Source organism: Halococcus sp. PRR34, assembly GCF_028617175.1.
Lineage (GTDB): Archaea > Halobacteriota > Halobacteria > Halobacteriales > Halococcaceae > Halococcus > Halococcus salifodinae.
The window spans coordinates 344759-365823 of the sequence record NZ_JAQJDA010000001.1 but is presented as its reverse complement, the minus strand read 5'-3'; the positions used below and the strand labels follow the sequence as shown (position 1 = coordinate 365823).

Annotated in this window: 21 protein-coding genes; 7 read left to right on the top strand and 14 right to left on the bottom strand. The window is 64.2% G+C overall.

Going from position 1 to position 21065, the window contains the following annotated elements; translation table 11 throughout:
* Positions 1–3 precede the first annotated feature (3 nt).
* Positions 4–339, top strand: coding sequence for a hypothetical protein (locus tag PHA81_RS01835; RefSeq protein ID WP_005045716.1), 336 nt, complete (start codon positions 4–6; stop codon positions 337–339).
* Here the strand turns inward: PHA81_RS01835 and PHA81_RS01830 are convergent.
* The 4 genes from PHA81_RS01830 to PHA81_RS01815 are packed head-to-tail and all read right to left on the bottom strand — an operon-like array spanning position 336 to position 3905.
* The gene (locus PHA81_RS01830) at positions 336–674 is read right to left on the bottom strand and encodes a hypothetical protein (RefSeq protein ID WP_005045718.1); all 339 of its coding nucleotides are present in this window, start codon (positions 672–674) and stop codon (positions 336–338) included. The genes PHA81_RS01835 and PHA81_RS01830 overlap by 4 nt on opposite strands.
* Positions 674–1591, bottom strand: a complete 918-nt coding sequence (gene guaA, locus PHA81_RS01825) for a glutamine-hydrolyzing GMP synthase (RefSeq protein WP_005045722.1) — start codon at positions 1589–1591, stop codon at positions 674–676. The genes PHA81_RS01830 and guaA overlap by 1 nt, the downstream gene beginning before the upstream one ends.
* On the bottom strand, positions 1591–3234 hold the full coding sequence (locus tag PHA81_RS01820; protein WP_005045726.1) for a CTP synthase: 1644 nt from the start codon (positions 3232–3234) through the stop codon (positions 1591–1593). The genes guaA and PHA81_RS01820 overlap by 1 nt, the downstream gene beginning before the upstream one ends.
* A 59-nt stretch (positions 3235–3293) precedes the next feature.
* Positions 3294–3905 (bottom strand): CocE/NonD family hydrolase, encoded by a 612-nt coding sequence (locus tag PHA81_RS01815; RefSeq protein WP_005045728.1) that lies wholly within the window; start codon positions 3903–3905, stop codon positions 3294–3296.
* A gap of 54 nt (positions 3906–3959) precedes the next feature.
* On the opposite strand from PHA81_RS01815, the gene PHA81_RS01810 reads away from it, so the two are divergent.
* Complete coding sequence (locus PHA81_RS01810) at positions 3960–4820, top strand: PspA/IM30 family protein (RefSeq protein WP_005045731.1); 861 nt, start codon at positions 3960–3962, stop codon at positions 4818–4820.
* 85 nt (positions 4821–4905) lie between these two features.
* Positions 4906–5952 carry a hypothetical protein gene (locus tag PHA81_RS01805; protein WP_005045735.1) on the top strand — a complete coding sequence of 349 codons (1047 nt, stop codon included), beginning with the start codon at positions 4906–4908 and terminating at the stop codon, positions 5950–5952.
* Between the two features lie 27 nt (positions 5953–5979).
* On the opposite strand, the gene PHA81_RS01800 is transcribed toward PHA81_RS01805, so the two are convergent.
* Positions 5980–6528, bottom strand: a complete 549-nt coding sequence (locus tag PHA81_RS01800; RefSeq protein ID WP_273835165.1) for a deoxyuridine 5'-triphosphate nucleotidohydrolase — start codon at positions 6526–6528, stop codon at positions 5980–5982.
* A 334-nt stretch (positions 6529–6862) separates the two neighbouring features.
* On the opposite strand from PHA81_RS01800, the gene PHA81_RS01795 reads away from it, so the two are divergent.
* Entirely contained in the window at positions 6863–8836 is a 1974-nt protein-coding gene (locus tag PHA81_RS01795; RefSeq protein WP_005045738.1) for an aconitate hydratase, read from the top strand.
* 359 nt (positions 8837–9195) lie between these two features.
* On the opposite strand, the gene PHA81_RS01790 is transcribed toward PHA81_RS01795, so the two are convergent.
* Entirely contained in the window at positions 9196–9489 is a 294-nt protein-coding gene (locus PHA81_RS01790) for a hypothetical protein (protein ID WP_005045741.1), read from the bottom strand.
* 51 nt (positions 9490–9540) lie between these two features.
* A complete protein-coding gene (locus PHA81_RS01785) occupies positions 9541–10131 on the bottom strand; it encodes a DUF6663 family protein (RefSeq protein WP_005045743.1) in 591 nt (196 codons plus the stop codon).
* 73 nt (positions 10132–10204) lie between these two features.
* Here PHA81_RS01785 and PHA81_RS01780 point away from each other — a divergent pair, with 73 nt between their 5' ends.
* Both PHA81_RS01780 and PHA81_RS01775 read left to right on the top strand, forming a co-directional pair.
* Positions 10205–11134, top strand: a complete 930-nt coding sequence (locus PHA81_RS01780) for a cobalamin-binding protein (protein ID WP_005045746.1) — start codon at positions 10205–10207, stop codon at positions 11132–11134.
* Between the two features lie 79 nt (positions 11135–11213).
* Positions 11214–12578 (top strand): HEPN domain-containing protein, encoded by a 1365-nt coding sequence (locus tag PHA81_RS01775; RefSeq protein WP_152424530.1) that lies wholly within the window; start codon positions 11214–11216, stop codon positions 12576–12578.
* A gap of 6 nt (positions 12579–12584) precedes the next feature.
* On the opposite strand, the gene moeB is transcribed toward PHA81_RS01775, so the two are convergent.
* A complete protein-coding gene (gene moeB, locus PHA81_RS01770; protein ID WP_005045748.1) occupies positions 12585–13400 on the bottom strand; it encodes a molybdopterin-synthase adenylyltransferase MoeB in 816 nt (271 codons plus the stop codon).
* A gap of 148 nt (positions 13401–13548) precedes the next feature.
* On the opposite strand from moeB, the gene PHA81_RS01765 reads away from it, so the two are divergent.
* Positions 13549–14397 (top strand): PGF-CTERM sorting domain-containing protein, encoded by an 849-nt coding sequence (locus tag PHA81_RS01765; protein ID WP_273834852.1) that lies wholly within the window; start codon positions 13549–13551, stop codon positions 14395–14397.
* Between the two features lie 141 nt (positions 14398–14538).
* Here the strand turns inward: PHA81_RS01765 and fer are convergent, their stop codons facing one another.
* From fer to PHA81_RS01735, 6 genes are all read right to left on the bottom strand, one after another.
* Positions 14539–15183 carry a ferredoxin Fer gene (gene fer, locus PHA81_RS01760; protein WP_005045754.1) on the bottom strand — a complete coding sequence of 215 codons (645 nt, stop codon included), beginning with the start codon at positions 15181–15183 and terminating at the stop codon, positions 14539–14541.
* Positions 15184–15283: 100 nt separating this feature from the next.
* Positions 15284–16111, bottom strand: a complete 828-nt coding sequence (locus PHA81_RS01755; RefSeq protein WP_005045756.1) for a nucleoside phosphorylase — start codon at positions 16109–16111, stop codon at positions 15284–15286.
* Positions 16108–16800, bottom strand: a complete 693-nt coding sequence (cdd, locus tag PHA81_RS01750) for a cytidine deaminase (RefSeq protein WP_241430421.1) — start codon at positions 16798–16800, stop codon at positions 16108–16110. The genes PHA81_RS01755 and cdd overlap by 4 nt, the downstream gene beginning before the upstream one ends.
* A gap of 272 nt (positions 16801–17072) precedes the next feature.
* On the bottom strand, positions 17073–18161 hold the full coding sequence (locus PHA81_RS01745) for an ABC transporter permease (RefSeq protein WP_005045761.1): 1089 nt from the start codon (positions 18159–18161) through the stop codon (positions 17073–17075).
* Positions 18158–19447: an ABC transporter permease gene (locus PHA81_RS01740; RefSeq protein ID WP_005045763.1), complete on the bottom strand. Its 1290-nt coding sequence runs from the start codon at positions 19445–19447 to the stop codon at positions 18158–18160. The genes PHA81_RS01745 and PHA81_RS01740 overlap by 4 nt, the downstream gene beginning before the upstream one ends.
* Positions 19444–21060, bottom strand: coding sequence for an ABC transporter ATP-binding protein (locus tag PHA81_RS01735; protein ID WP_049910385.1), 1617 nt, complete (start codon positions 21058–21060; stop codon positions 19444–19446). Before PHA81_RS01735 ends, PHA81_RS01740 begins: the two co-directional genes overlap by 4 nt.
* Positions 21061–21065: the final 5 nt, after the last annotated feature.

Sequence of the window (21065 nt, the reverse complement as noted above, 5' to 3'; positions counted from 1 at the left end):
CCGATGAGCGCTACTGACGACCTTCCCGGCGGCTGGACGGAGATCGACGACACCGACGAAAAAGCCGGCCAGTACGATCCACAGCGGCCGCTTCAATACGAACACGCCGACGGGATCGAACTCGTCGTCCAGCCCACATCGCCGAACGTCGCCGACGCCGATCAGGACGTCTGGCGCGTCCGCTCGATCCGTGAGGGTGGCGACGAAACCGAAACCCTCCGTGAGGAAGTCGAAGGCCGCGACGATGCGATCGGCGTCGCCCGCGAGTTCATGACGGTGTACGAAGAGCGGTGTGTCGAGGGTGACGAATCGCCAACGGACCTTGCGGCGTCGTTCTAACCCGCGAGTTCCTCGGCGACGATGTCGGGGTCCAGCAGCCCGGGATCGACGAGCAGATCCGCCTGACCCTTCGCGAACTCGGGCAGCGACTCACGCGCGTAGACGATCACTCGGAGATCGGCCGCGAGATCGAGCGCGACCGGGATCGAGGTCGCGTGACTGACGTCTGTCAGCACGAACAGGTCCGCCTCACTGACTCCACCTTCTTCGAGCGCCGGCCGGTTCGCCGCACCGTCGATCCTGGCCACCGACAGTCCGTGCGCTTCGAGCGCGTCACCGAGTCCCTCGGGATCGGGTCCGGTGACGATTGCCGTCTCGACTTCGTCTCCCGTCATCACTCGTACTCGATGGTCGCGGGCGGTTTGTGCGTGACGTCATAGACCACGCGCGCGACGTTCTCCTGCGAGCCGGTGATCCGGCTCTGGAGGCGCTGGAGGGTCTCCCAGTCGATTTCGAGGGCGCGAGCGGTCATCCCGTCGCGGCTCTCGACTGCGCGGACCGAAACCACCCAGCCGTGAACCCGGTTGTCGCCCTTCACGCCCGTGGCTTTGCCGATGACGGCGGCGAGTGCCTGCCACGGATCGTACTCTTCGAGCTCTTCCTCGACCGCGTGGGTCGCCTCGCGCGCGACCTCCAACTTCTCCTCGGTGACCTCGCCGAGGACTCTGACGGCGAGGCCCGGCCCGGGGAAGGGCATCCGTTCGGCCACCAGCTCGTCGAGACCAAGTTCGCGCGCGACCTCGCGGACCTCGTCCTTGTACAGCTCCCGAACGGGCTCGACGATCCCCTCGAAGTCCACGACGTCGGGCAGTCCGCCGACGTTGTGGTGGGACTTGATGTTGCCCTCGCTCTCGATTCGGTCGGGGTAGATCGTGCCCTGGACGAGGTAGTCGGCCTCGGTGTCGCGGGCCTCGCGCTCGAACTCCCGGATGAACCCTTCGCCGACGATGTGGCGTTTCTCCTCGGGGTCCGTGACGCCTTCGAGCGCGTCGAGGAACCGGTCGTGGGCGTCGACGATCCGCAGGCTGTCCATGTACGAGAAGGTGTCCGCGACCTGTTCGGTCTCGCCTTTCCGCATCAGGCCGGTATCGACGTACACCGGGGTGAGGCGGTCGCCGAGCGCTTCGTAGGCCAGCGCGGCCGCGACCGACGAATCCACGCCACCGGAGAGTGCGATCACCGCGTTCGCGTCGCCGACCTCGTTCTCGATCTCCGCGACGGCTTCCTCGATGAACGATTCAGTATCGACCATCAGGCTTCGACCTCGTCGATCGTTTGGTGGTCGTCATCCTCCATCGCGGCGTCGAGCAGCCCCACGAACGGCGGGCTCGCCCGGCCAGGCCGCGATCGGAACTCGGGGTGGAACTGGGTTCCGAAGAAGAACGGATGATCGGGGAGTTCGAGGATCTCCATCCGGTTGTTCGCTCGGCCCGAGAACTGAAGTCCTGCGTCCTCCAGCCGGTCGATGTACTCGGGATTGACCTCGTAGCGGTGGCGGTGACGTTCGGTACACGACTCGCCGTAGAGGTCGGCTGCGAGCGTCTCGGGCTCGATATCGGTCTCGTGCGCACCGAGGCGCATCGTTCCACCGAGGTCCTCGATGTCGTACTGTTCGGGCAGCAGACCGATCACGGGATTCGCTGTTTCGGGTTCCATCTCGGTCGAGTGCGCGTCGTCGAGGCCGCAGACGTTTCTGGCATATTCGATGACCGCCATCTGGAAGCCGAGACAGAGTCCGAGGAACGGGACGTCGTTCTCGCGGGCGTACCGCGCGGCAGCGATCTTCTCGGTCGTCCCGCGGGTGCCGAACCCGCCCGGCACCACTACGCCGTCGGCCTCCTTGAGCCGCTGGACGTGGGTGTTCGCCATCTCCTCGGCGTCGACCCAGAGCACGTCGACCTCGACGCCGTGTTCGAGACCGGCGTGTTTGAGTGCCTCGTGGATCGAGAGGTACGCATCTTCGAGGGCGTACTTCCCGACGAGAGCGATCGTCACGGTACCGGATTGCTCGCGGGTCACGAGGTCGCGCCACTGACTCGTGCGCTCGTCGGTAGGGAGCGCTTCGCCCTCGATCCCCAGCTCGTCCATCACGTACTTGTCGAGCCCTTCGCCCTCGACCATCAGCGGGACGTGATAGATGTCCTCGACATCGGGGTTCGAGAACACCGCGTCCTCGGGAACGTCACAGAACAGCGCGATCTTCTCTTTGGTCTCGGGATCGAGCTCGTCCTCGCAGCGGCCCACCACGATGTCGGGCTGCAAACCAATGGAGCGGAGCTCCTTCACGCTGTGCTGGGTGGGTTTGGTCTTCTGCTCGCCGTTTTTCGAGTACGGGACGAGCGTGACGTGGGCGAGGAGAACGTCCTCGTCGTCTTCCTCGTGACTGAACTGCCGGATCGCCTCGTAGTACGGTCCGCCCTCGATGTCTCCCACTGTTCCACCGACCTCGATCAGACAGACGTCGTGGCCCGCGGCAGCCTCCCGAACGCGACGCTTGATGTCGTCGGTGATGTGCGGGATGATTTGTACTGTCTTCCCGAGATAATCGCCGCTTCGCTCCTTCTCGATGACGTTCTTGTAGAGCTTCCCGGTCGTGATGTTCTGGTCGAAGCTCATGTCCGCATCGAGGAAGCGCTCGTAGTTGCCGAGATCGAGGTCGACCTCGCCGCCGTCGTTCAGGACGTAGACCTCGCCATGCTGGTAGGGGTTCATCGTCCCGGCGTCGACGTTGAGGTAAGGATCGATCTTGACGGCGGTGACGTCGAAGCCAGCGTTGGCGAGTAGTCGGCCGGTGCTGGCGGCCGTGATGCCCTTTCCGAGGCCACTCATCACACCTCCGGTGACGAAAACGAACTTCGGTCCCTCGCCGGGACCGGTGTCGGGGGTTGTCGGCATATCAACGGTGCGCCAGCGGGGGACAAAATCGTTTCGGAGCCCGCGGTGCCAGCCGTGCGTCACCACTCCTCGTCGAAGAACCCGACGACCTCCGCAGCCACCTTCTCGGCCTGCCCGACGAAGAAGTGATCCGCCGACAGCGCCGTCACCGTCAGATCGAGCTCGCGGGCGCGATCAACCACCGGCTCCCAGTCGGCGGTCGTGTCGCGCTCGGCATAGAGTACCTGGGCCGGACAGTCGACCCCGTCGAGGGCGGCCACCGCGTCCGCACCCTCGCGGCCGCGATCGGGCGCGAGCGCGCTCACCGCTCGGAGGCTTTCGATCTCGGCGGCCGCACACAGCGCCATCGTCGCGCCGAAACTGAACCCGAAGAGGCCGACCGAATCGGCGTGCTCGTGTGCCCACCGCACGGCGTTTTTCACGTCGGCCTGCTCGCCACGGCCCTCGTCCCATTCCCCATAATCGAACCGGAGACACGCAACGCCACGTTCACCGAGTGCGTCGCTCACCGCTACGAGCCGCCGATCCGAGCGCGTTCCGCCGTCCTGGGGATGGGGCGGACACGCGACCACGATTTGTTCGAGTTCCGAGTCCATGCTCTCGTCCGACGTATCGTCGGGATGATCGAGCGTTCCACGCACGTCCCGACCGCCAGGCACCACGACGTCCATCGTCCGGGGTTCGCGTAGGAGGTGTTTTAAGATGACGGGACTCCAACGGGCGGCATGGGAATCCTCTCGCGCGCGTCGTACGTCATCCGGTCGCGGCTGAACTCGGTCCTCAACAGCGCCGAGGACCCGGGCGAAGCGCTGGATTACTCCTACGAACAGCTCCGCGATCAGTTGCAGGATGTGAAGGGCGGGATCGCGGATCTCACCACCCAGAAGAAACGCCTCGAGATCCAGAAGCGCCGGCTGGAGGAGAACGTCGAGAAACACAACGAGCAGGCCCGCGAGGCCGTCCGCCAGGACCGTGAGGACCTCGCGCGTCAGGCCCTCGAAAAGAAAAAGCAGAAGATGACCCAGATCGAGGACCTCGAAGGTCAGATCGCGGAGCTCCAGAACACCCAGGACCAGCTCGTCGAGAAGAAAAACACCCTTCAGGGTCGGATCGAGGAGTTCCGCACGAAAAAGGAAAGCATGAAAGCGCGGTACGAGGCCGCCGAGGCGAGTACGAGGGTGTCCGAAGCGATGACGGGCGCTGGCGACGAGATGGAGGACGTGGGCCGATCCATCGAGCGCGCGAACGAGCAGACCGAGGACATGGAAGCCCGCGCGGCGGCGATGGACGAACTCGAAGAGTCGGGCGCGTTCGAGGACGCCCTGTCGGACAAGGACCAGCTGGATCGTGAGCTCGAATCGCTCAGCTCCGACAGCGAAGTCGACGCCGAACTCGAAACCCTCCAGGCCGAAATGGGGGCCGACGGCGGCTCCGAAACGGCGAGCGACTCCACGAGTGAGGACGTCGAATCGGCGACCTCCGAGGTCGAGGCAGCCAGCAACGGGGCCGACGGCGGTAGTGACGAGTCGGCCGATCCCGCGGTCGAGGCCGAGCTCGAAGAGCTCCAAAGCGACGAGGATACGTAGCGGAACGAGCTCCCGTCGGTAGCGGGACTCCGTTCCCGACGGCCGCAACCACAACCTTTTGCCCGACAGCGATGGGACGGTGAGTATGGCCGAGTCGGACGCCGACCAGCCGAGTGACACGATGCGCGAGCGGGTCGGCGAGAGCCGGACGAAGCTGTGGCTGTTGCTCGACGCCGACCGTCGCGTGATCGCGGCCATTCCTCTCGGTCTCGTGTTCGTCTCACTCGTTCTCCTCGGCGTGCTCGATCCCGCACCGATCTCGGGAGCGATCGCCACGGGTGACCCCATCGAAACCGTTTTTCAGGGCTTTCTGACCGCCATCATCACCGGCGTCACCCTCGTGGTCACCATCAACCAGCTCGTGCTCTCCCAGGAGCTCGGCGCGGTCGACGACCAGCGCGAACGGATGGCGGGCGCGATGGACTTCCGCGAGGACGTCGAGACCGCGATCGAGGCCCCGATCAGTCCTCCGGAGCCGTCGAGTTTCCTCCGGGCGATCATCGACGTGACCCAGACCCGCGCGAACGCGCTCGAAGAGGCCGTCTCGGAGAGCCGGGACGAGCAGTTCAAAGAGCGCACCGAGGACTACGTCGACAGCCTCACGGTAAACGCCGAGACGGTCGGCAACCAGCTCGAAGACGCCCAGTTCGGCACGTTCGACCTCCTGTTCGCTGCGCTGGATTACAACTACTCCTGGAAGATCTACGAGGCGCGCCGCCTCCGCAACGAACACGGGGACGCGGTGACCGACGAAACCGACGACGCCTTCGAGGGGCTGATCGAGGTGCTCAAGTTCTTCGGGCCGGCGCGCGAACATTTCAAGACGCTGTACTTCGAGTGGGAGCTCATCAACCTCTCGCGCGCGATGCTCTACTCGGCCGTACCGGCGCTGGTCGTGGTCCTCTCGATGATGCTGTACGTCGCCAATCCCGGCTCGATCACCGGCACCACGTTCGGCGTCGAGAACCTCGTCTTGGTCGCAAGCGCCGCCTCGACGATCGCGCTGATCCCGTTCATGCTCCTGCTTTCGTTCATCCTTCGGATCGCCACGGTCGCGAAGCGGACCCTCTCGATCGGGCCGTTCATCCTGCGCGAGTCCGCCCGCACCGAGGATATCGCGTGGGACGAGTAGCGCTCCGTCTGGTGGTCTGACGCCGGGTCAATCGACGTTCTCGCCCTGATAGCTCCCGTCGTATCGGCCGTCGTGGTCGGCCTCGGCGAGCACGAGCTGGGCGATGCGCGCGCTCCGCTCGATCTCGATGTCGTGGTGGACCTGAAGAAGTCCCTCGCCCCGTCCCTCGTAGCCCGCGTCCCAGACCGCGGTGTTGAGCATACACGAGTTTCGCATGAGCGACGAGCGCGGGTGGATGAACCCGATGTGGCCATCGGGGATCCGAACGGTTTCGGCGTACCGGACGACGTACCCGCCCGGCGGGAGATAGTACGGATCGGTCGCGTCGTCGGCCCCGAAATCGGTGTCGTCGGCCCCTGAATCTTCGGTGACGTGTTCGCGCCGTCGGTGACGGTCGCCGATCTCCTTGCCGTCGACCCCGATCTGGCCCGGCTCGTGCTGTTCGAACACTGCTTCGAGCGTGAGATCGACGCCGTTGGGCTGGATCTGTTCGTCCGTGACCGGCGTGACGTGCTCGGCGACGAACCGTCCGCTCTCGTACATACACTCGCTTTCCGGCCGTGAGTAAAGGCGTATCGAAGGGTCCGCCTTCCCCGTCGGAACGGTCGGGCAGTTCGACTCGAAATCGGTCACGATGTACGACGCCACCACTGCGAATCCCGATCCAAATGAGAACCGCAGGCCACACCCTCCCCAGCCGATTCGCTCCGTTTGGTCTTCGACCTCGCGTCACTCATCCCTCGCGCGAGTCGTGCGCTTCGCGCACTCCCGCGCGCCGCCGCCTTCAGCAGTCAGTGCTTTCGAGTGTCAGCGTGTGTCCTGTCCCGTCCGGCAATTCTTGCGGAGTGTGGCGGTCTTTCGTGCGAAACGCGCGGGATTTATACCGATGGCCGGCCGAGTATTCGGTGCTATGGGAAAAACGCTGACCGAGAAGATTCTCGACGACCATCTCGTCGAGGGCGAGCTCGAAACCGGCGAGGAGATCGGGATCGACATCGACCAAGTGCTCACCCAGGACACCACCGGTACCTTGGTTTGGCTCCAGTTCGAGGCACTCGGCCTCGACGAGGTCCAGACCGAACTCGCGGCCCAATACTGTGACCACCAGACCTACCAGTTCGACTTCAAAAACAGCGACGACCACCGCTTCCTCCGCTCGGCGGCCGGCACGTTCGGTGCGCACTTCTCTCGACCGGGCAACGGCATCTGTCACCAAGTTCATAAAGAACGGTTCGCCGCGCCCGGCAAGACGATGCTCGGCAGCGACTCGCACACCCCCACCCCGGGTGGGATGGGCGAACTCGCGATCGGCTCCGGCGGTCTCGACGTGGCCGTCGCGATGGGTGGCGGTCAGTACTACATCGAGATGCCGGAGGTCGTGAGCGTCCGCCTCGAAGGCGAGCTGCCCGACTGGGCCACCGCCAAAGACGTGATCCTCCACCTGCTCGGCGAGCTCTCCGTGAAAGGTGGCGTCGGCAAGGTGCTCGAATACACCGGGCCTGGCGTCGAGAACCTCTCGGTGCCCGAGCGGACCACGATCACCAACATGGGGACCGAGCTCGGGGCGACGACCTCGATCTTCCCGACCGACGACCACACCCAGGAGTTCCTCGACCGGCTCGGCCGCGGCGACGAGCACGTCGAGATCGGACCGGACGACGACGCCGAGTACGACGACGAGATCGTGGTCGATCTCTCCGACCTCGAACCCCTCATCGCGACGCCGTCGATGCCCGACAACGTCGTTCCCGTGCGCGAGGTTGCCGGCGAGGACGTCGAACAGGTCATCATCGGCTCGTGCACCAACGGAGCCTACGAGGACATCCTTCCCGGCGCGAAGATGCTCGAAGGCCGCGAGGTCGACAAGCGCACCGAGATGATCGTCGCGCCCGGCTCGAAACAGGCCTCCGAGCTCCTCGCGCGCGAGGGCTGGACCGCCGAGATGATGGCTGCCGGCGTCAACTTCTCCGAGGCGACCTGTGGCGCGTGTATCGGTATCGGTCACGTGCCCGCCTCCGACTCCGTGAGCCTCAGAACGTTCAACCGCAACTTCGAGGGCCGATCTGGCATCGAGGACGACTCGGTGTACCTCTGCTCGCCGGAGGTCGCCACTGCGTCGGCGCTCGCGGGCGAGATCATCGATCCGCGCGACCTCGCCGACGACCTCGGCGATCTCGAGGATCCCGGCTTCGAGATGGCCGACCAGTACGACGGCTCGACCGCCGACCTCATCGCGCCCGACGAGGCGGTCGACGACGGACTCGTGAAAGGGCCGAACATCGGCGACGTGCCCCTGAAGGACCCGCTCGACGCCCACCTCCAGGGCTCGGCGCTGCTCAAGATGGACGACAACATCACGACCGACCACATCATTCCGGCCACCCAGGACATCCTGATGTACCGGTCGAACATCCCCAAACTGAGCGAGTTCACTCTCTCCCGAGTGGACGACGACTTCGCCCAGCGCGCACTGGACGCCGATGGCGGCTTCCTCGTTGCCGGCGAGAACTACGGTCAGGGCTCCTCGCGCGAGCACGCCGCGCTCTGCCCGATGTATCTCGGCGTCGAGGGCGTCCTCGCACAGAGCTTCGCCCGGATCCACAAGGCGAACCTGTTCAACTTCGGACTCCTGCCCCTCACGATCGACGAGGACACCTACGCCGACATCGAGCAGGGCGACGATATCGAAATCGTCGACGATGTCGAGGAGGCCGTCCGGAGCGGCCAGGACGAGTTCACGATCCGCGTGAACGACGACTGGGAGGCAACTGGTCAGCTCGACGCCTCCGCCCGCGAGCGCGAGATCCTCGCCGACGGCGGCAAGCTCCCGCACACGAAGGCCAAGCAGGACGAGAGCTCGGGCGCGGCTCCCGCTGACGACTAACGACTTTTTTACTTCGGGGGTTCGCGCTCCCTGCGGTCGCGCTCAACCCCTCGCAAAAACCTCGACTAAAAACACCCGCTCACTCACGCCTTCGGCGCTCACTCGCGGTACAACTGCTCGCGCTTTCCGCAACCGCCTGCTACCGCAACAGCACCGCCGAAGCCCTCGGTGCTCGCTTCGCTCGCACCTCGCCCTTCATCTGCTGTCAGAGAAACCTCCGACAAGCCTCGTGCTCGTTTCACTCACACGAGACGCCAGGAGAGCGTTGCTCTCCTGAGCCCTGCGGTCGCGGAGCGACCGCAGGACGCCAGGCCCGCACCGCCCGGCGGCCGCAGCCGCCCCCAACGAGAGCAGCGCCGCTATTCGTCGGATCGATCGCTGTATGCGGCGTATCGGAGGAGATTGAGGCTCCACTCCTCGGGGAGTTCGGCGACGAGTTCGTTGACACCGGTCGACTCGTACTCGTCGTCGAGGATGGCGGCGACGTGATCGGCTGCTTTCCCGTACGCGACGCTCTTGCCTTCGGCTTCGCCTGCCTCGCGGTCGGTCAGCTCGTCCTGGTTCTCGATGGCATCGAGCTTGTGCATCCCGCTCAGGACGCGCAGCCGCAGCCGGATGTTCTCCAAGTCCTCACGATCTGCCTCGTCGAGCATGGGGGTGGGTTGTGCGCTCCGGAGTATAAACGGACCGTCGTGACCGCGAGATCAGTCGACGTACGTATCGCGGATCGTCTCCGTGAACAGGCCATCGCGATCGAGCGCGAGCGCGACGAGCACGAAAGGGTGTTCGGCCGGTCGGATCACGAAGGCTGCGTACGGTGGCTCCGCACCCTCGCCGAGCCGATCGATCAGCGGTTCGAGCGGGGTGACACCGTCCCGAAACTCGCCGTAGAGATCGCGCTGGCCCGCCTGCTCGGCGAACGTGTAGACCACACCGTTTTCCTCGCCGTCAGTGTCCTGAGTCACCCGCGAGTTCATCGCTTCCCCCTCGCGCCGCGCCTCGTTCCACGTCTCGCGCGCGACCTCGAAGATGTCGGTCGCACCGTCGACGAACTCGATCGCCGTCCGGGTGTCGATCGCGAGGTCGTCGAACCGCGGCGCGCTGTCGTCCCACGACAGCGTCGCGTCGATCCGGTTGCCGGGTTCCAGTTCCGCGACCGTTTCGGCGAGATCGCCCTCGTAGCCTGCGGTCGTGACGTAGGTCGGGTCCTGACTTTCGACATCGAGCAGAAGCAACTCGTCGGACCCACGCGTGCTGTCGAGCACGCGGTAGGTCCCGGCCGTGGTCGGCTGCATACCCGCCATCGCCCCGCCGCGGGTAAATCTCTGTCACCTGAACGGCTTTGGGGCTCCCGCCCGTAGCGAGTGCATGCGCATCGTCACGCTGCTGCCCTCGGCGACCGAGATCGTCTACGCGCTGGGGCTCGAACCCGTCGGGACCTCCCACGAGTGCGACTACCCGCCCGAAGCGGCCGCAAAGCCCGCGGCCAATCGCTCGCGGGTCGACGCCGAGGCGTCGAGTGCCGCAATCGACAGCCAGGTCCTCGAAGCCGAGGACGGCGAGGGAGTCTACGACATCGATCTCGACACGCTCGACCGGCTCGATCCCGATCTCGTGGTCTCCCAGGGGATCTGTGACGTCTGCGCGGTGGACTCGGTGCTGGTCAGAGAGGCAGTCGACGAACTCGACCTCGACTGCGAGGTGCTGACGACCGATCCCCACAGTCTGGGGGATGTCTTTGCGGACATCCGGCGGATCGGCAACGCCACGGATACTCAGGAACAGGCCGACGAACTCGTCGCCGACCTCGAAGCGCGCGTCGAGGCCGTCGCGAGGACGGCCGAGGATGCCATGGAACGCCCGCGCGTGGCGGTGCTTGACTGGACCGATCCCGTAATGACCGCCGGCCACTGGGTGCCCGAGATGGTCGACCTCGCCGGTGGGTCGTTCGGCCTCGCCGAATCGGGTGACACCTCGCGACCCCGCAAGTGGAACGCAATCCGCGAGTACGACCCCGAAGTGCTCGTGGTCGCGCCCTGCGGGTTCGACCTCGACCAGACCGCCGAAAACCTCGCGGACCTGACCGACCGTGAGGACTGGGACGATCTCACTGCGGTGCGTGAGGGACGCGCGTACGCGCTCGACGGTCATCAGTTCATGAACCGACCAGGACCCCGGCTCGTCGACTCGCTCGAACATCTCGCAGGAATCGTCCATCCCGACCTGTTCGATTCGCCGCCCACCGAGGCTGCCCGCCCGCTCCGGACGCTCCGGGGCGAGCCCACGGTCGAACCCTAAATAAACTACAATGAAATCATCACTTTCGGACCGCAATGCTTAGCGCTGTTGGCGAGTTGAGTGAGTCAATACGAAGAATATGAACAGTACGACACGAGAACTGTTCCGTGATTTTGCTAATGTTGCTACTGGAAAGGTTGTTCAGGAAACTGAATCGGTAAGTTATACCCACGGCTTGAGTGTTGATTGGAGGCCGGCAACTAAACACAACTCAAACACTGGCGAGACGACCGAAATCCCACAAGGCTCTCTTCACACTGAGAACTACGCAAAACCAGACTATTACAGATTAGTTCATGATTGTAGGGAAACAGTCACTCAACTATGCCAATTCAAGCGATTGAGAGAACATCTCTATTCGGAATATGAGTGCATTGTGGAATATCATTCGCCAAACAGAGAATTAAACAAGATTTTGTTGGGATTTCTAGTAGACCTTTTTGAGAAATCTTGTACTAACACACTTGTTTCCTTTTTGGATGAGGATTTTGATAGACAGTTTAAGGACTATATCTCTAGCCTTGATTGTGACTCGATATCAGTTTCAGCTATTGTACCTTTGGCAGGATTAGTATTTGATGGTGATTCAATCAAGTTAGACAAGAACACATGCATCAGACGCACAACAACGGAAGACTTAGAGTTCTTTCTGGGAACCTCAGATCAAGAAGAACATATGCATTGGACAAACTCACAAAGTTTAATAGAGTATCGGTTTGCAAAACAGAAATCTGCCGAGCAAGGTAGAGATACCGACATCTCTCAGAGCAAACGTAGAGAAACAAAACAGCGGATCGAAAATATACTCACATCTATGCGAATCTCGCATTCAGGGAACGCTGTATACTTCGCACATTACGAACGCTCGAAAGCTCCCTGGTTACGAGGCATCCGAAGTACTATTGAAAAGAATCGTGTACGGCCAAGATTATGGGGCGACCTTACAATCGATCAAGAAGAGAAACTATTGAATATGTATGGGATTCTCGAATCAAAGGATTTCTCGTCGATGGAATCCAATTTGCGTATGGCGATAGAGAAATTCAATTCAAGCTATGTTAGGAGAAATGATCGAGTGGCATTTAGTGATTTGATAATCATACTTGAGGCACTCTATTCTGCAAACTCTGGTCAAGAAGGGTTACATAGAAGCGATTTAGCGCAGCGAGTTGCCATCCTATTAGGTACTGATCCTGAATCTAAAGAGAGGATTCGCGATGATATTGCCGAATTGTATGATGAAAGGAGCGGTGTATGGGGAGTCGCTCACGGTGGCGGACGCAGGGAACTGAAAGAGGACAGTTTGGAAAAATCTCGAGGCTATGTTCGAAAATCATTAGAACAAATACTGTCACATGAGATGGATTTTGGCGGAAGAAACAATTTAATCAAAGAGATGAGGGATGAAATCAGACGAAGTAGCCTTGGTATTACATTTCCTTAATTCGACTTAGCTTGATCCAACCGCACACGAGTCGGTGTACTCGATTTCACCGACTGACTCGATCCCTCCCTCGCCACACACCGGGCAGTCGGGGTTCGGTGCGATCGGCACCTCCTCGAAATTCATGTCCATCGCGTCGTACACCAGCAGCCGACCGTCGAGGGTCTCGCCCACACCGATCAGATACTTTGCGGCCTCGGTCGCCTGAATCGAACCCACCACCCCAGGAAGCGCACCGAGAACGCCCACGGTCGCACAGTCCGGCACCGTCCCCTCGGGCGGCGCTTCGGGGAACAGACACCGATAGCACGGCGATCCTTGGGTGAAGGTCGTGACCTGCCCCTCGAAGCGGTAGATCGCGCCGTGGCTGAAGGGAATGCCGGCGAGCGTGCAGGCGTCGTTCACGAGATATCTGGTGCGGAAGTTGTCCGACCCGTCGAGAACGAAATCGTAGTCGGCGACGAGATCGGCGATCGTGCCGGGGCCGACGCGCAGATCGTGAGTCTCGACATCGATATCGGGGTTCAGTCTCGTGACGAAGTCGGCGGCGCTGTCGACTTTTTTCCGGCCGACGTCGCTGTCGCCGTGGACGACCTGGCGCTGGAGGTTCGATCGTTCGACGATGTCGTCGTCGGCGATCCCGAGCGCGCCGACGCCCGCAGCGGCGAGATACTGGATCGCGGGCGAGCCGAGCCCGCCCGCCCCGACCACGAGCACGCGCGCGTCGAGCAGTTTGGCTTGGCCCGCCGGACCGATCTCGTCCATGATGACGTGTCTGGAGTACCGATCGAGCTGGGTCGGATCGAGACCAGGGCCGCTCATGTGGATCGATTGGTAGCGAACCGAATAAGCCCGCGGGTGTACCGGACTGTGGCATCGGCGCAGTCACCGGCCGGGAACCCGCCTCCGGCCGTCGGCCCGCCGGCCCGATCTCCACATTTATGTGCCCCGACTCTGTACGGTGGTCCGTATGCGAACGAGCACACTCACTGTTGCCCTCCTATCGGCGCTGCTGGTGGCAAGCGCCGGTATGGCGGGTGCGCTCACCACGAACGGTCTCCAGCCACAGGAATCACCGACCAACACCACGACGAGCGGTGGCGACGCGGCGGTCGAGGGTAGTCCGAGCGTCACGTTCGATGATCAGGAAAGTAGCGGCGAGTCGCTCCTCGTCGCGTCGGCGAGCCTCCCCCGACAGGGCTTCGTCGCCATCTACGATAGCAGCCAATCCGGCAACCAGACCGATCAGGTCGTCGGTGCGTCGTACCTGCTCGAACCTGGCACGTCCGACAACATCCGGATCGCACTCGACGAGTCCCTCGACAGCTCGGCGTCGCTGACAGCGGTCGTGCACGCCGACACCAACGAGAACGGCGAGTTCGACTACGTTTCCTCGGATGGCCAAGAGGACGCGGCGCTCACGCCCGAGGGCGACCGACGGATCGTCGACATCGCTCAGGTCACCGTCGAGAACGCTGGCGGCACGAACGACAGCGCTGCCGACGGGTCGAACACGACCGCAGCGACCACCGACGACGACGCGGCCGACAACGCCACCACCGGCACGACCGCCGATGGGATGACGACGGCCGACGTGACGAGTGCCGAGGAAACGACGGCTGAAGAGACGAGCGCCGAAGAAACGGCCGCTGACGACGCCACCGAGGCAACCAACGGAACAAACGGAACGGCCGCGAACGAATCGAACGGCTCCGGCGATTCGGGCGGTAGCGGTGCGTTCGGCCCCGGATTCGGTCCCGTGGTTGCCGTCGTTGCACTGCTCGCAGCCGCGTTGCTCGCAAGCCGACGGCGCGAGTAACGTCCACGAACCGTACCGAACTTTTCTTTACACCGGTCCAGCGTTCGAGTCCACCGGACCAGCCAACCGCTCCGCAAACGACTTCGTGAACGATTAAAAGACGTTCTAACGTTGCCGGTGTCTCGCCGATCGAACGCGGTTTCAATCGCCCGGATACGCCTGCTCGAACGGTCGTGGCGGCAGCCGGAGCTCTTCGAGTTCGGGGAGGTGTTTGACGTTGTAGAGCACCTGCATCTCGTCGGTGACCGGGATACCGTTACACGACAGCCGGATGTCCTGCTCGATCATCTCCGGCGGGAGGATGTTGTTGACGGGCATCGAGAGCTCGCCCTGCTTGACGATGACCGCACAGTTCGCACACGCGCCGCCGCGGCAGGCGAAGGGCCACATGAACCCGCGATTTTCGGCGGCTTCGAGCAACGACTCGTGGGGTTCGACGAGGAACTCGCCGTAGTCCTCGTGGTCGAGGTCGCCCTCTGCGGCCTTCCCAAAGAGATCGTCGTCGTCGAGATCCCAGCCGTGGTCGTCGAGCACCGCGTAGTTGAGGTACTCGACCCGCGAGCCAGCCTGCTCGTAACTCTCCTCGTCTTCGAGTTCTGGCTCGGTATCGACTTCGGGCTCGTAGCCCGCCTGGAGCTGCTTGTACGCCGTCCGAACACGTTGAAACTCCTCGGGAGAACCCCCGTGGTCCGGGTGGGCCTCGATCACCCGCTCGCGGTAGGCCTGCTCGATCGCCTCCTCGCTCGCGTCGGGCTCGACTCGGAGGACATCGAACGGGGACGCCACATCGGAGGAAGGGTCTCGGGATCGAAAAGGGTTCTCAATCGGGAAACCGCTGTCGTCGGTGATCGGTTCGCATCACGTTACGGCGGTGTCGATTTCGCCGCTACTCGGCCTCGATACCAAGCCCGGGATACCACCGATCGGCCCCGGCCTCGCGCGCCCGCTCGTCCATCTTGGCGAGCAGCGCGCATGCGAGACTCGCAGTCTCGGCGGCGCGGGTCTCGCCCTCGGTTCGGAACTCGCCGGTGACGCGGTTCGCGTACACCGTACAGACCGCGCCCGCCCGGAGGCCGTAGAGGTTCGCGAGAGTGCAGATCGTGCTCGCCTCCATCTCGATGTTCAGGACGTTGGCTTCTTGGAGATTCTCGACGAGTTCGTCGCTGCCGGCGGCCTCGAACCCCTCGAACCCGGGGCGACCCTGGCCGGCGTAGAAGCTGTCGGTGCTCGCGGTCACGCCGACGTGGTAGTCGTAATCGAGGCGTTCAGCGGCCGCGACCAGCGCCGCCACCACGCGGTCGTCCGCCGCTGCGGGGTAGTCCTCGCGGACGTACTCCTCGCTGGTACCTTCCTGGCGCACAGCGCCGGAGGTGATGACGAGATCACCCACTTCCATTTCGGGCTGGATCGCGCCGCAGGAGCCCACCCGGAGGAAGGTGTCCACGCCGACGCGTGCGAGCTCCTCGACCGCGATCGCCGCCGAGGGGCTGCCGATCCCCGTTGAGGTGGTGCTGATCGGCGTTCCCCGGTGCTCGCCGGTCGCGGTGCGGTACTCGCGGTGTTCGGCCACGATTGCCGCATCGTCCCACACGCCGGTGATCTTCGGGATGCGCTCGGGGTCGCCAGGCAGGAGCACGGTGTCGGCGACGTCGTCCTCGCCGACGCCGAGGTGGTACTGCACCTCGTCGTTCGGGTCCTCGCTGTCGCCGGTCATCGTCCCAGAGTCTCGGCGGTGATCGCGTCGGGCAGGAGGTCGCCGAGGCGGTACTCGGCGAGCTCGTCCGCTTCGTCACAGAGCACGCGAAAGTCGTCGTCACAGAACTCGGTGAAGGTCTGGCGGCACATCCCGCAGGGGAGCACGCCGTCGCGCTCGCTCGACGTCACCGCGACCTGCGCGAACTCGTCGTGGCCGTTTTTCACGGCCTCGGCGATCGCCACCTCCTCGGCGTGGAGGCTGTTCGAGTAGTTCGCGTTTTCGATGTTGCAGCCCGTGAACACCGTTCCGTCGGCGGTTTCGAGTGCCGCGCCGACCTGATATTCGGAGTACGGGACGTGGGCGTTCGCCGTGGCCTCGCGGGCGGCCGCGACGAGGTCTTCGTCGTCCATGCTCCGCGATTCGCTCTCGTTCGTGAAATAACCACCGAGCGCGAGGCTGTGACGGTGGCAGCGGTGGCGGTGTGGCAGCGGCGGCGGTGCCTGGAGGATGAAGGGCGAGGCGCTCGCGGCTTCGCCGCTCGCTCGTTCCGAGGTGCTCGCTTCGCTTGCATCTCGCGGCCGAGGGCTTCGGCGGTGCGGTTGCGGATGTGGACCGTCCGCACGAGCGTGGGCGGCGCTACGCGCCGCGATTCGAGGTGGCTCCGTCGCCTCGCGCCGCCCGTGAGCAGACGCAGCGAGGGCCGCCAAACGAACGAGGAGCAACGTGACCCGTGAGCGTAGCGAGTGCGGTTCACCGCGAACGAGGCCGAAGTTCTCGTGAGGCGGAGGCGAACGAGAGCACGGAAGAGCTCCGCTCTTCCGGAGGCCGAGTGAGCGGGAGTTTTCAGTCCTCCGGAAGACTCGTTTCGCTCGTCTTCCGAGCTCTGCCTTACTTCGTTCGGCAGAACAGGTTTTTGGAAGGGGTTCGAGGGAGCGAGCGAAGCGAGTGACCGAGGACCCCTTGTAAAAAGTGGGGGTCTCTAGTCCTCGCCCGACTCGTAGTGATCGCCGGCCGCCGACGGAATTCGAGTTCGGCCGACCAGCGCCAGCACGATGATCACCGTGATGTACGGGATGGTCTGGACGAGCGAGCTCGGCACTGCGTACGCCGGGATCTGCTGGAGACGGAGCTGAAGCGCGTCGAGACCAGCAAAGAGCACGCCGGCCCCGAACGCTCCCACCGGGTTGTAGTTGCCGAAGAGGTAGGCCACGATCGCGATGAACCCGCGGCCGTTGACCATCGTCTGGCCGTTACCGATGAACAGCCCGACCTGGCCGAGCGAGAGCCCGACGCCGCCGATCCCCGAGAGCACGCCCGAGAGCGTGACGGCCACGTACCGGGTCCGGGTGACGTTCACGCCGGCGGTGTCGAGCGCCTTCGGGTTCTCGCCGCTCGCACGGACGTGCCGGCCGAACGACGTGCGATTCAGGACGTACCACGAGCCGGCCACCGCGAACAGCATGATGTACACCACCGGGCTCGCATCGAACAGTACGGATCCCACGAACGGGAGCTCCGAGAGCACCGGGATCGTCCATGTCCCGAGCGTGCCGACGCTGTCGGTGTTGACGCTGCCGTAGGCGACCTGCGAGATGAACGGGGCCAGCCCGAGCGCGATCAGCCACACCGCGAGCCCGGCGATGATCTGGTCGGCCTGATACTCCAGACAGACCACCGCGAACAGCAGCGACAGCAGCGTGCTCGCGAGCACGCCGGCGAAGAAGCCGACCCAGATCCCGGGCAGGAACGCCAGCGAACCGATCGCATCGGCGACGTAGACGCCCGTGAACGCCGAGATGATCAGCAATCCTTCGAGCCCGATGTTGATCACGCCGGATTTCTCTGCGAAGATCCCGCCGAGCGCAGCACACACGATCGGCACCGCGAGCCGGAGTGCGGCCCCCAGCGTGCTCTCGCTCAGTGCGACTCGAAGGAGATCGCCGGCGGCCGTGTTCGGGAAGATTGCACCGTAGACCACCGCGATCGCGAGGAGCACACCAGCACCGTAGGCGAGCAGCCGCCGGGGTCCGTACTCCGCGACGGTGTTTCGAAGCTCGGTGGTACTCATTGTTCGCCCTCCGTCCGCTCGAACTCCGTGCTACCGCCGGACTCGATTTGCTCGTCCGGCGAGGACCGTCGGTCTTCGACGGGCTTACCGCCGTCAGTCGCGACGGGATCGCGGCCGGTGGTGACGAATCGTTTCCCGAGCAGCCGGAAGAACTCCGGCATCGCCACGAACAGGATGATCAGTCCGCGGAGCACGCCCACGAGCTGTTTCGGTGGCGACTCGGCCGAGAGCTGGAGCGCGAGCGACCCGCTTTTGAGCACGCCGAACAGCAGCGCCGCGGGCACCACGCCGAGAGGGTTGTTGCCCGCGAGGATCGACACCGTGATGCCGTCGAACCCGAGCGAAGGAACCGAGGCCGTGAAGCGTCCCGTGACCATCAGCACCCAGACCGCGCCCCCGATGCCCGCGAACGCACCCGAGAGCGCCATGCTTGTCACGATCGTGCGATCGGCGTCGACGCCACCGTACTCGGCGGCCTCGGGCTGGAGCCCGCTCGTCCGGAGATCGTACCCGAACGCGGTTCGCTCGATCAGGTAGTACAGCCCTGCGACCAGCGCGAGCCCGAAGACGAACACGAACACCGAGAAGTTGCTGCCCGAGCCGAACAGTGTGGATTCGAGCACCGCCGCTCCCGGAACGGTTCGCGTTTCGACCGACTGGCTCCCCGGCGCGGGGAAATACGACGAGACGAGGAAGAAGGCGACCTGGGCCGCGACGAAGTTGAGCATGATCGTCGTGATGACCTCGTTCGCGTCGGCATACGCCTTGAGCGCTCCTGGAATCGCGCCGTAGAGGCCGCCGACGATCGCGCCCGCGATCACGCCGAGCGGCACCAGCACGATCGTGCCGAGTCCGGCGGGCACCAGCGGGGCGGCGAACAGCACCGCGAGCGCGGTCGCGAGCGCGCCAGCCACGAGTTGGCCCTGCGAGCCGATATTAAAGAGGCCGGCGCGGAACGCGACCGCGACCGACAGTCCAGTAAAGACGAGCAGCGTGGTCTCCTTCAGCGTGAGTGCGATCTGGAAGTTGAAGGGATCGGCGAGGACGTTCCCGATCGCGCCCTGGAACAGCTGGACGTACACGCCGACCGGATCGTAACACGACGTCGGCCCGAAGAAAGCGAACGCCGGCTCCTCGCATGTCGCCGCCATTCCCGACACCACCACGATGACGCCGCCGACGACGATCGACGCCGCGAGCGCCGCGAGGCTCAACAGCAGCCGCTCGACCCACGACGCCGCCACCAGCCGTGCGAGTCCGTCTTCGATGTCATCCCGGCGGCTCATCGCTCACCTCCGGTCGAGCGCTGCTCCGCACCGGTCTCGTCGTCACGTGACACGTCGTCCTGCTGACTGCCATCGGCCGTCACGTCGGCGGACTCGCGCTCTGCGAGCTGTTCGCCCGCCATCAGGAGGCCGAGATCCTCCTCGGTGACCGCATCGGGATCGACGACGTCGACGAACCGGCCGTCGTGCATCACCGCGAGCCGGTCGGACAGTCCCCGGACCTCCGTGAGGTTCGCCGATACCAGAAGGACGGCGACGCCCGCATCACGGAGTTCGAGCAAGCGGTCGTGGATGAACTCGGTCGAGCCGACGTCCACTCCTCGGGTGGGGTGGGTCGCCACCACGACGTCGGGATCGCGTTCGAACTCACGGCCGACCAGGAACTTCTGCTGGTTGCCACCCGAGAGCGAGTGGGCTGCCGCCGCCGGTTCCGGCGGCCGGACGTCGTACTCCTCGATGATGTCCGTGGCGTGGCCGCGAGCGCCGTTCCAGTCGATCCGGCCGCCGCCGATCGGCGGGGTGTGCTGACTTCCCAGCACGCCGTTCTCGGTGAGATCGAACTCCATCACGAGACCGCGTTCCTGGCGGTCTTCGGGGACGTAGGCCATCCCGCGGTCGATGTGGCCGCTTCGCGAGACCCGGGTGATATCCTCGTCGTCGAGATCGACGGTGCCGGCGTCGGGTACCCGGAGCCCGGTGATCGCCTCGATGAGTTCGGACTGGCCGTTGCCGTCGACGCCCGCGATGCCGAAGATCTCGCCCTCGCGCACCGTGAACCCCGTATCTGTGACGTGCCTCGCGCCGTGCTCGCCATGAACTGAGAGGCCGTCGACCGAGAGGACGCTATCGCCGGGATCGGCGGGGCCGGCGTCGACATCGAGCACGACTTCACGGCCGACCATCATCTCCGCGAGCTCCTCGCGGGTGGTGGCGTCCGCATCTACGGTGCCGACGTTCACGCCGTCTCTGAGCACCGTGATCTCGTCGGCAGCCTCCATCGCCTCGCCGAGCTTGTGGGTGATGAAGATCAGTGTCTTCCCCTCCGCCGTCAGCTCCTCGAACACGGCGAACAGCTCCTCGACCTCCTGTGGCGTCAGCACGCCCGTGGGCTCGTCGAGGATCAACACGTCGGCACCCCGATACAGCGCCTTCAGAATCTCGACGCGCTGCTGTTCGCCGACGCTGATGTCTTCGACCGTCGCGTCGGGGTCGGCCGCGAACCCGTAGCGTTCGGCGAGCTCCCGAACCGCGTCGCTCGCCTGGTTCCGGTCGGTCGCGAGCCCGCCCCACTTTTTCGGCTCGTGGCCGAGCACGACGTTCTCGGCCACCGACATCGGCGGGACGAGCATGAAGTGCTGGTGGATCATCCCGATTCCGGCATCGATGGCGTCCCGTGGCGAGTCGAACGTTCTGGACTGTCCGTCGAGCTCGATGGTGCCCGCATCGGGTTCGTAGAGCCCGTAGAGCACGTTCATCAACGTCGACTTGCCCGCGCCGTTCTCGCCGAGCAGCGCGTGTACGGTGCCGGGTTCGACCGCGAGCGAGACGTCATCGTTGGCGATCACTCCCGGGAAGCGCTTGGTGATCTCTTGGAGTTCGACTGCGTTCGTCATCGGAT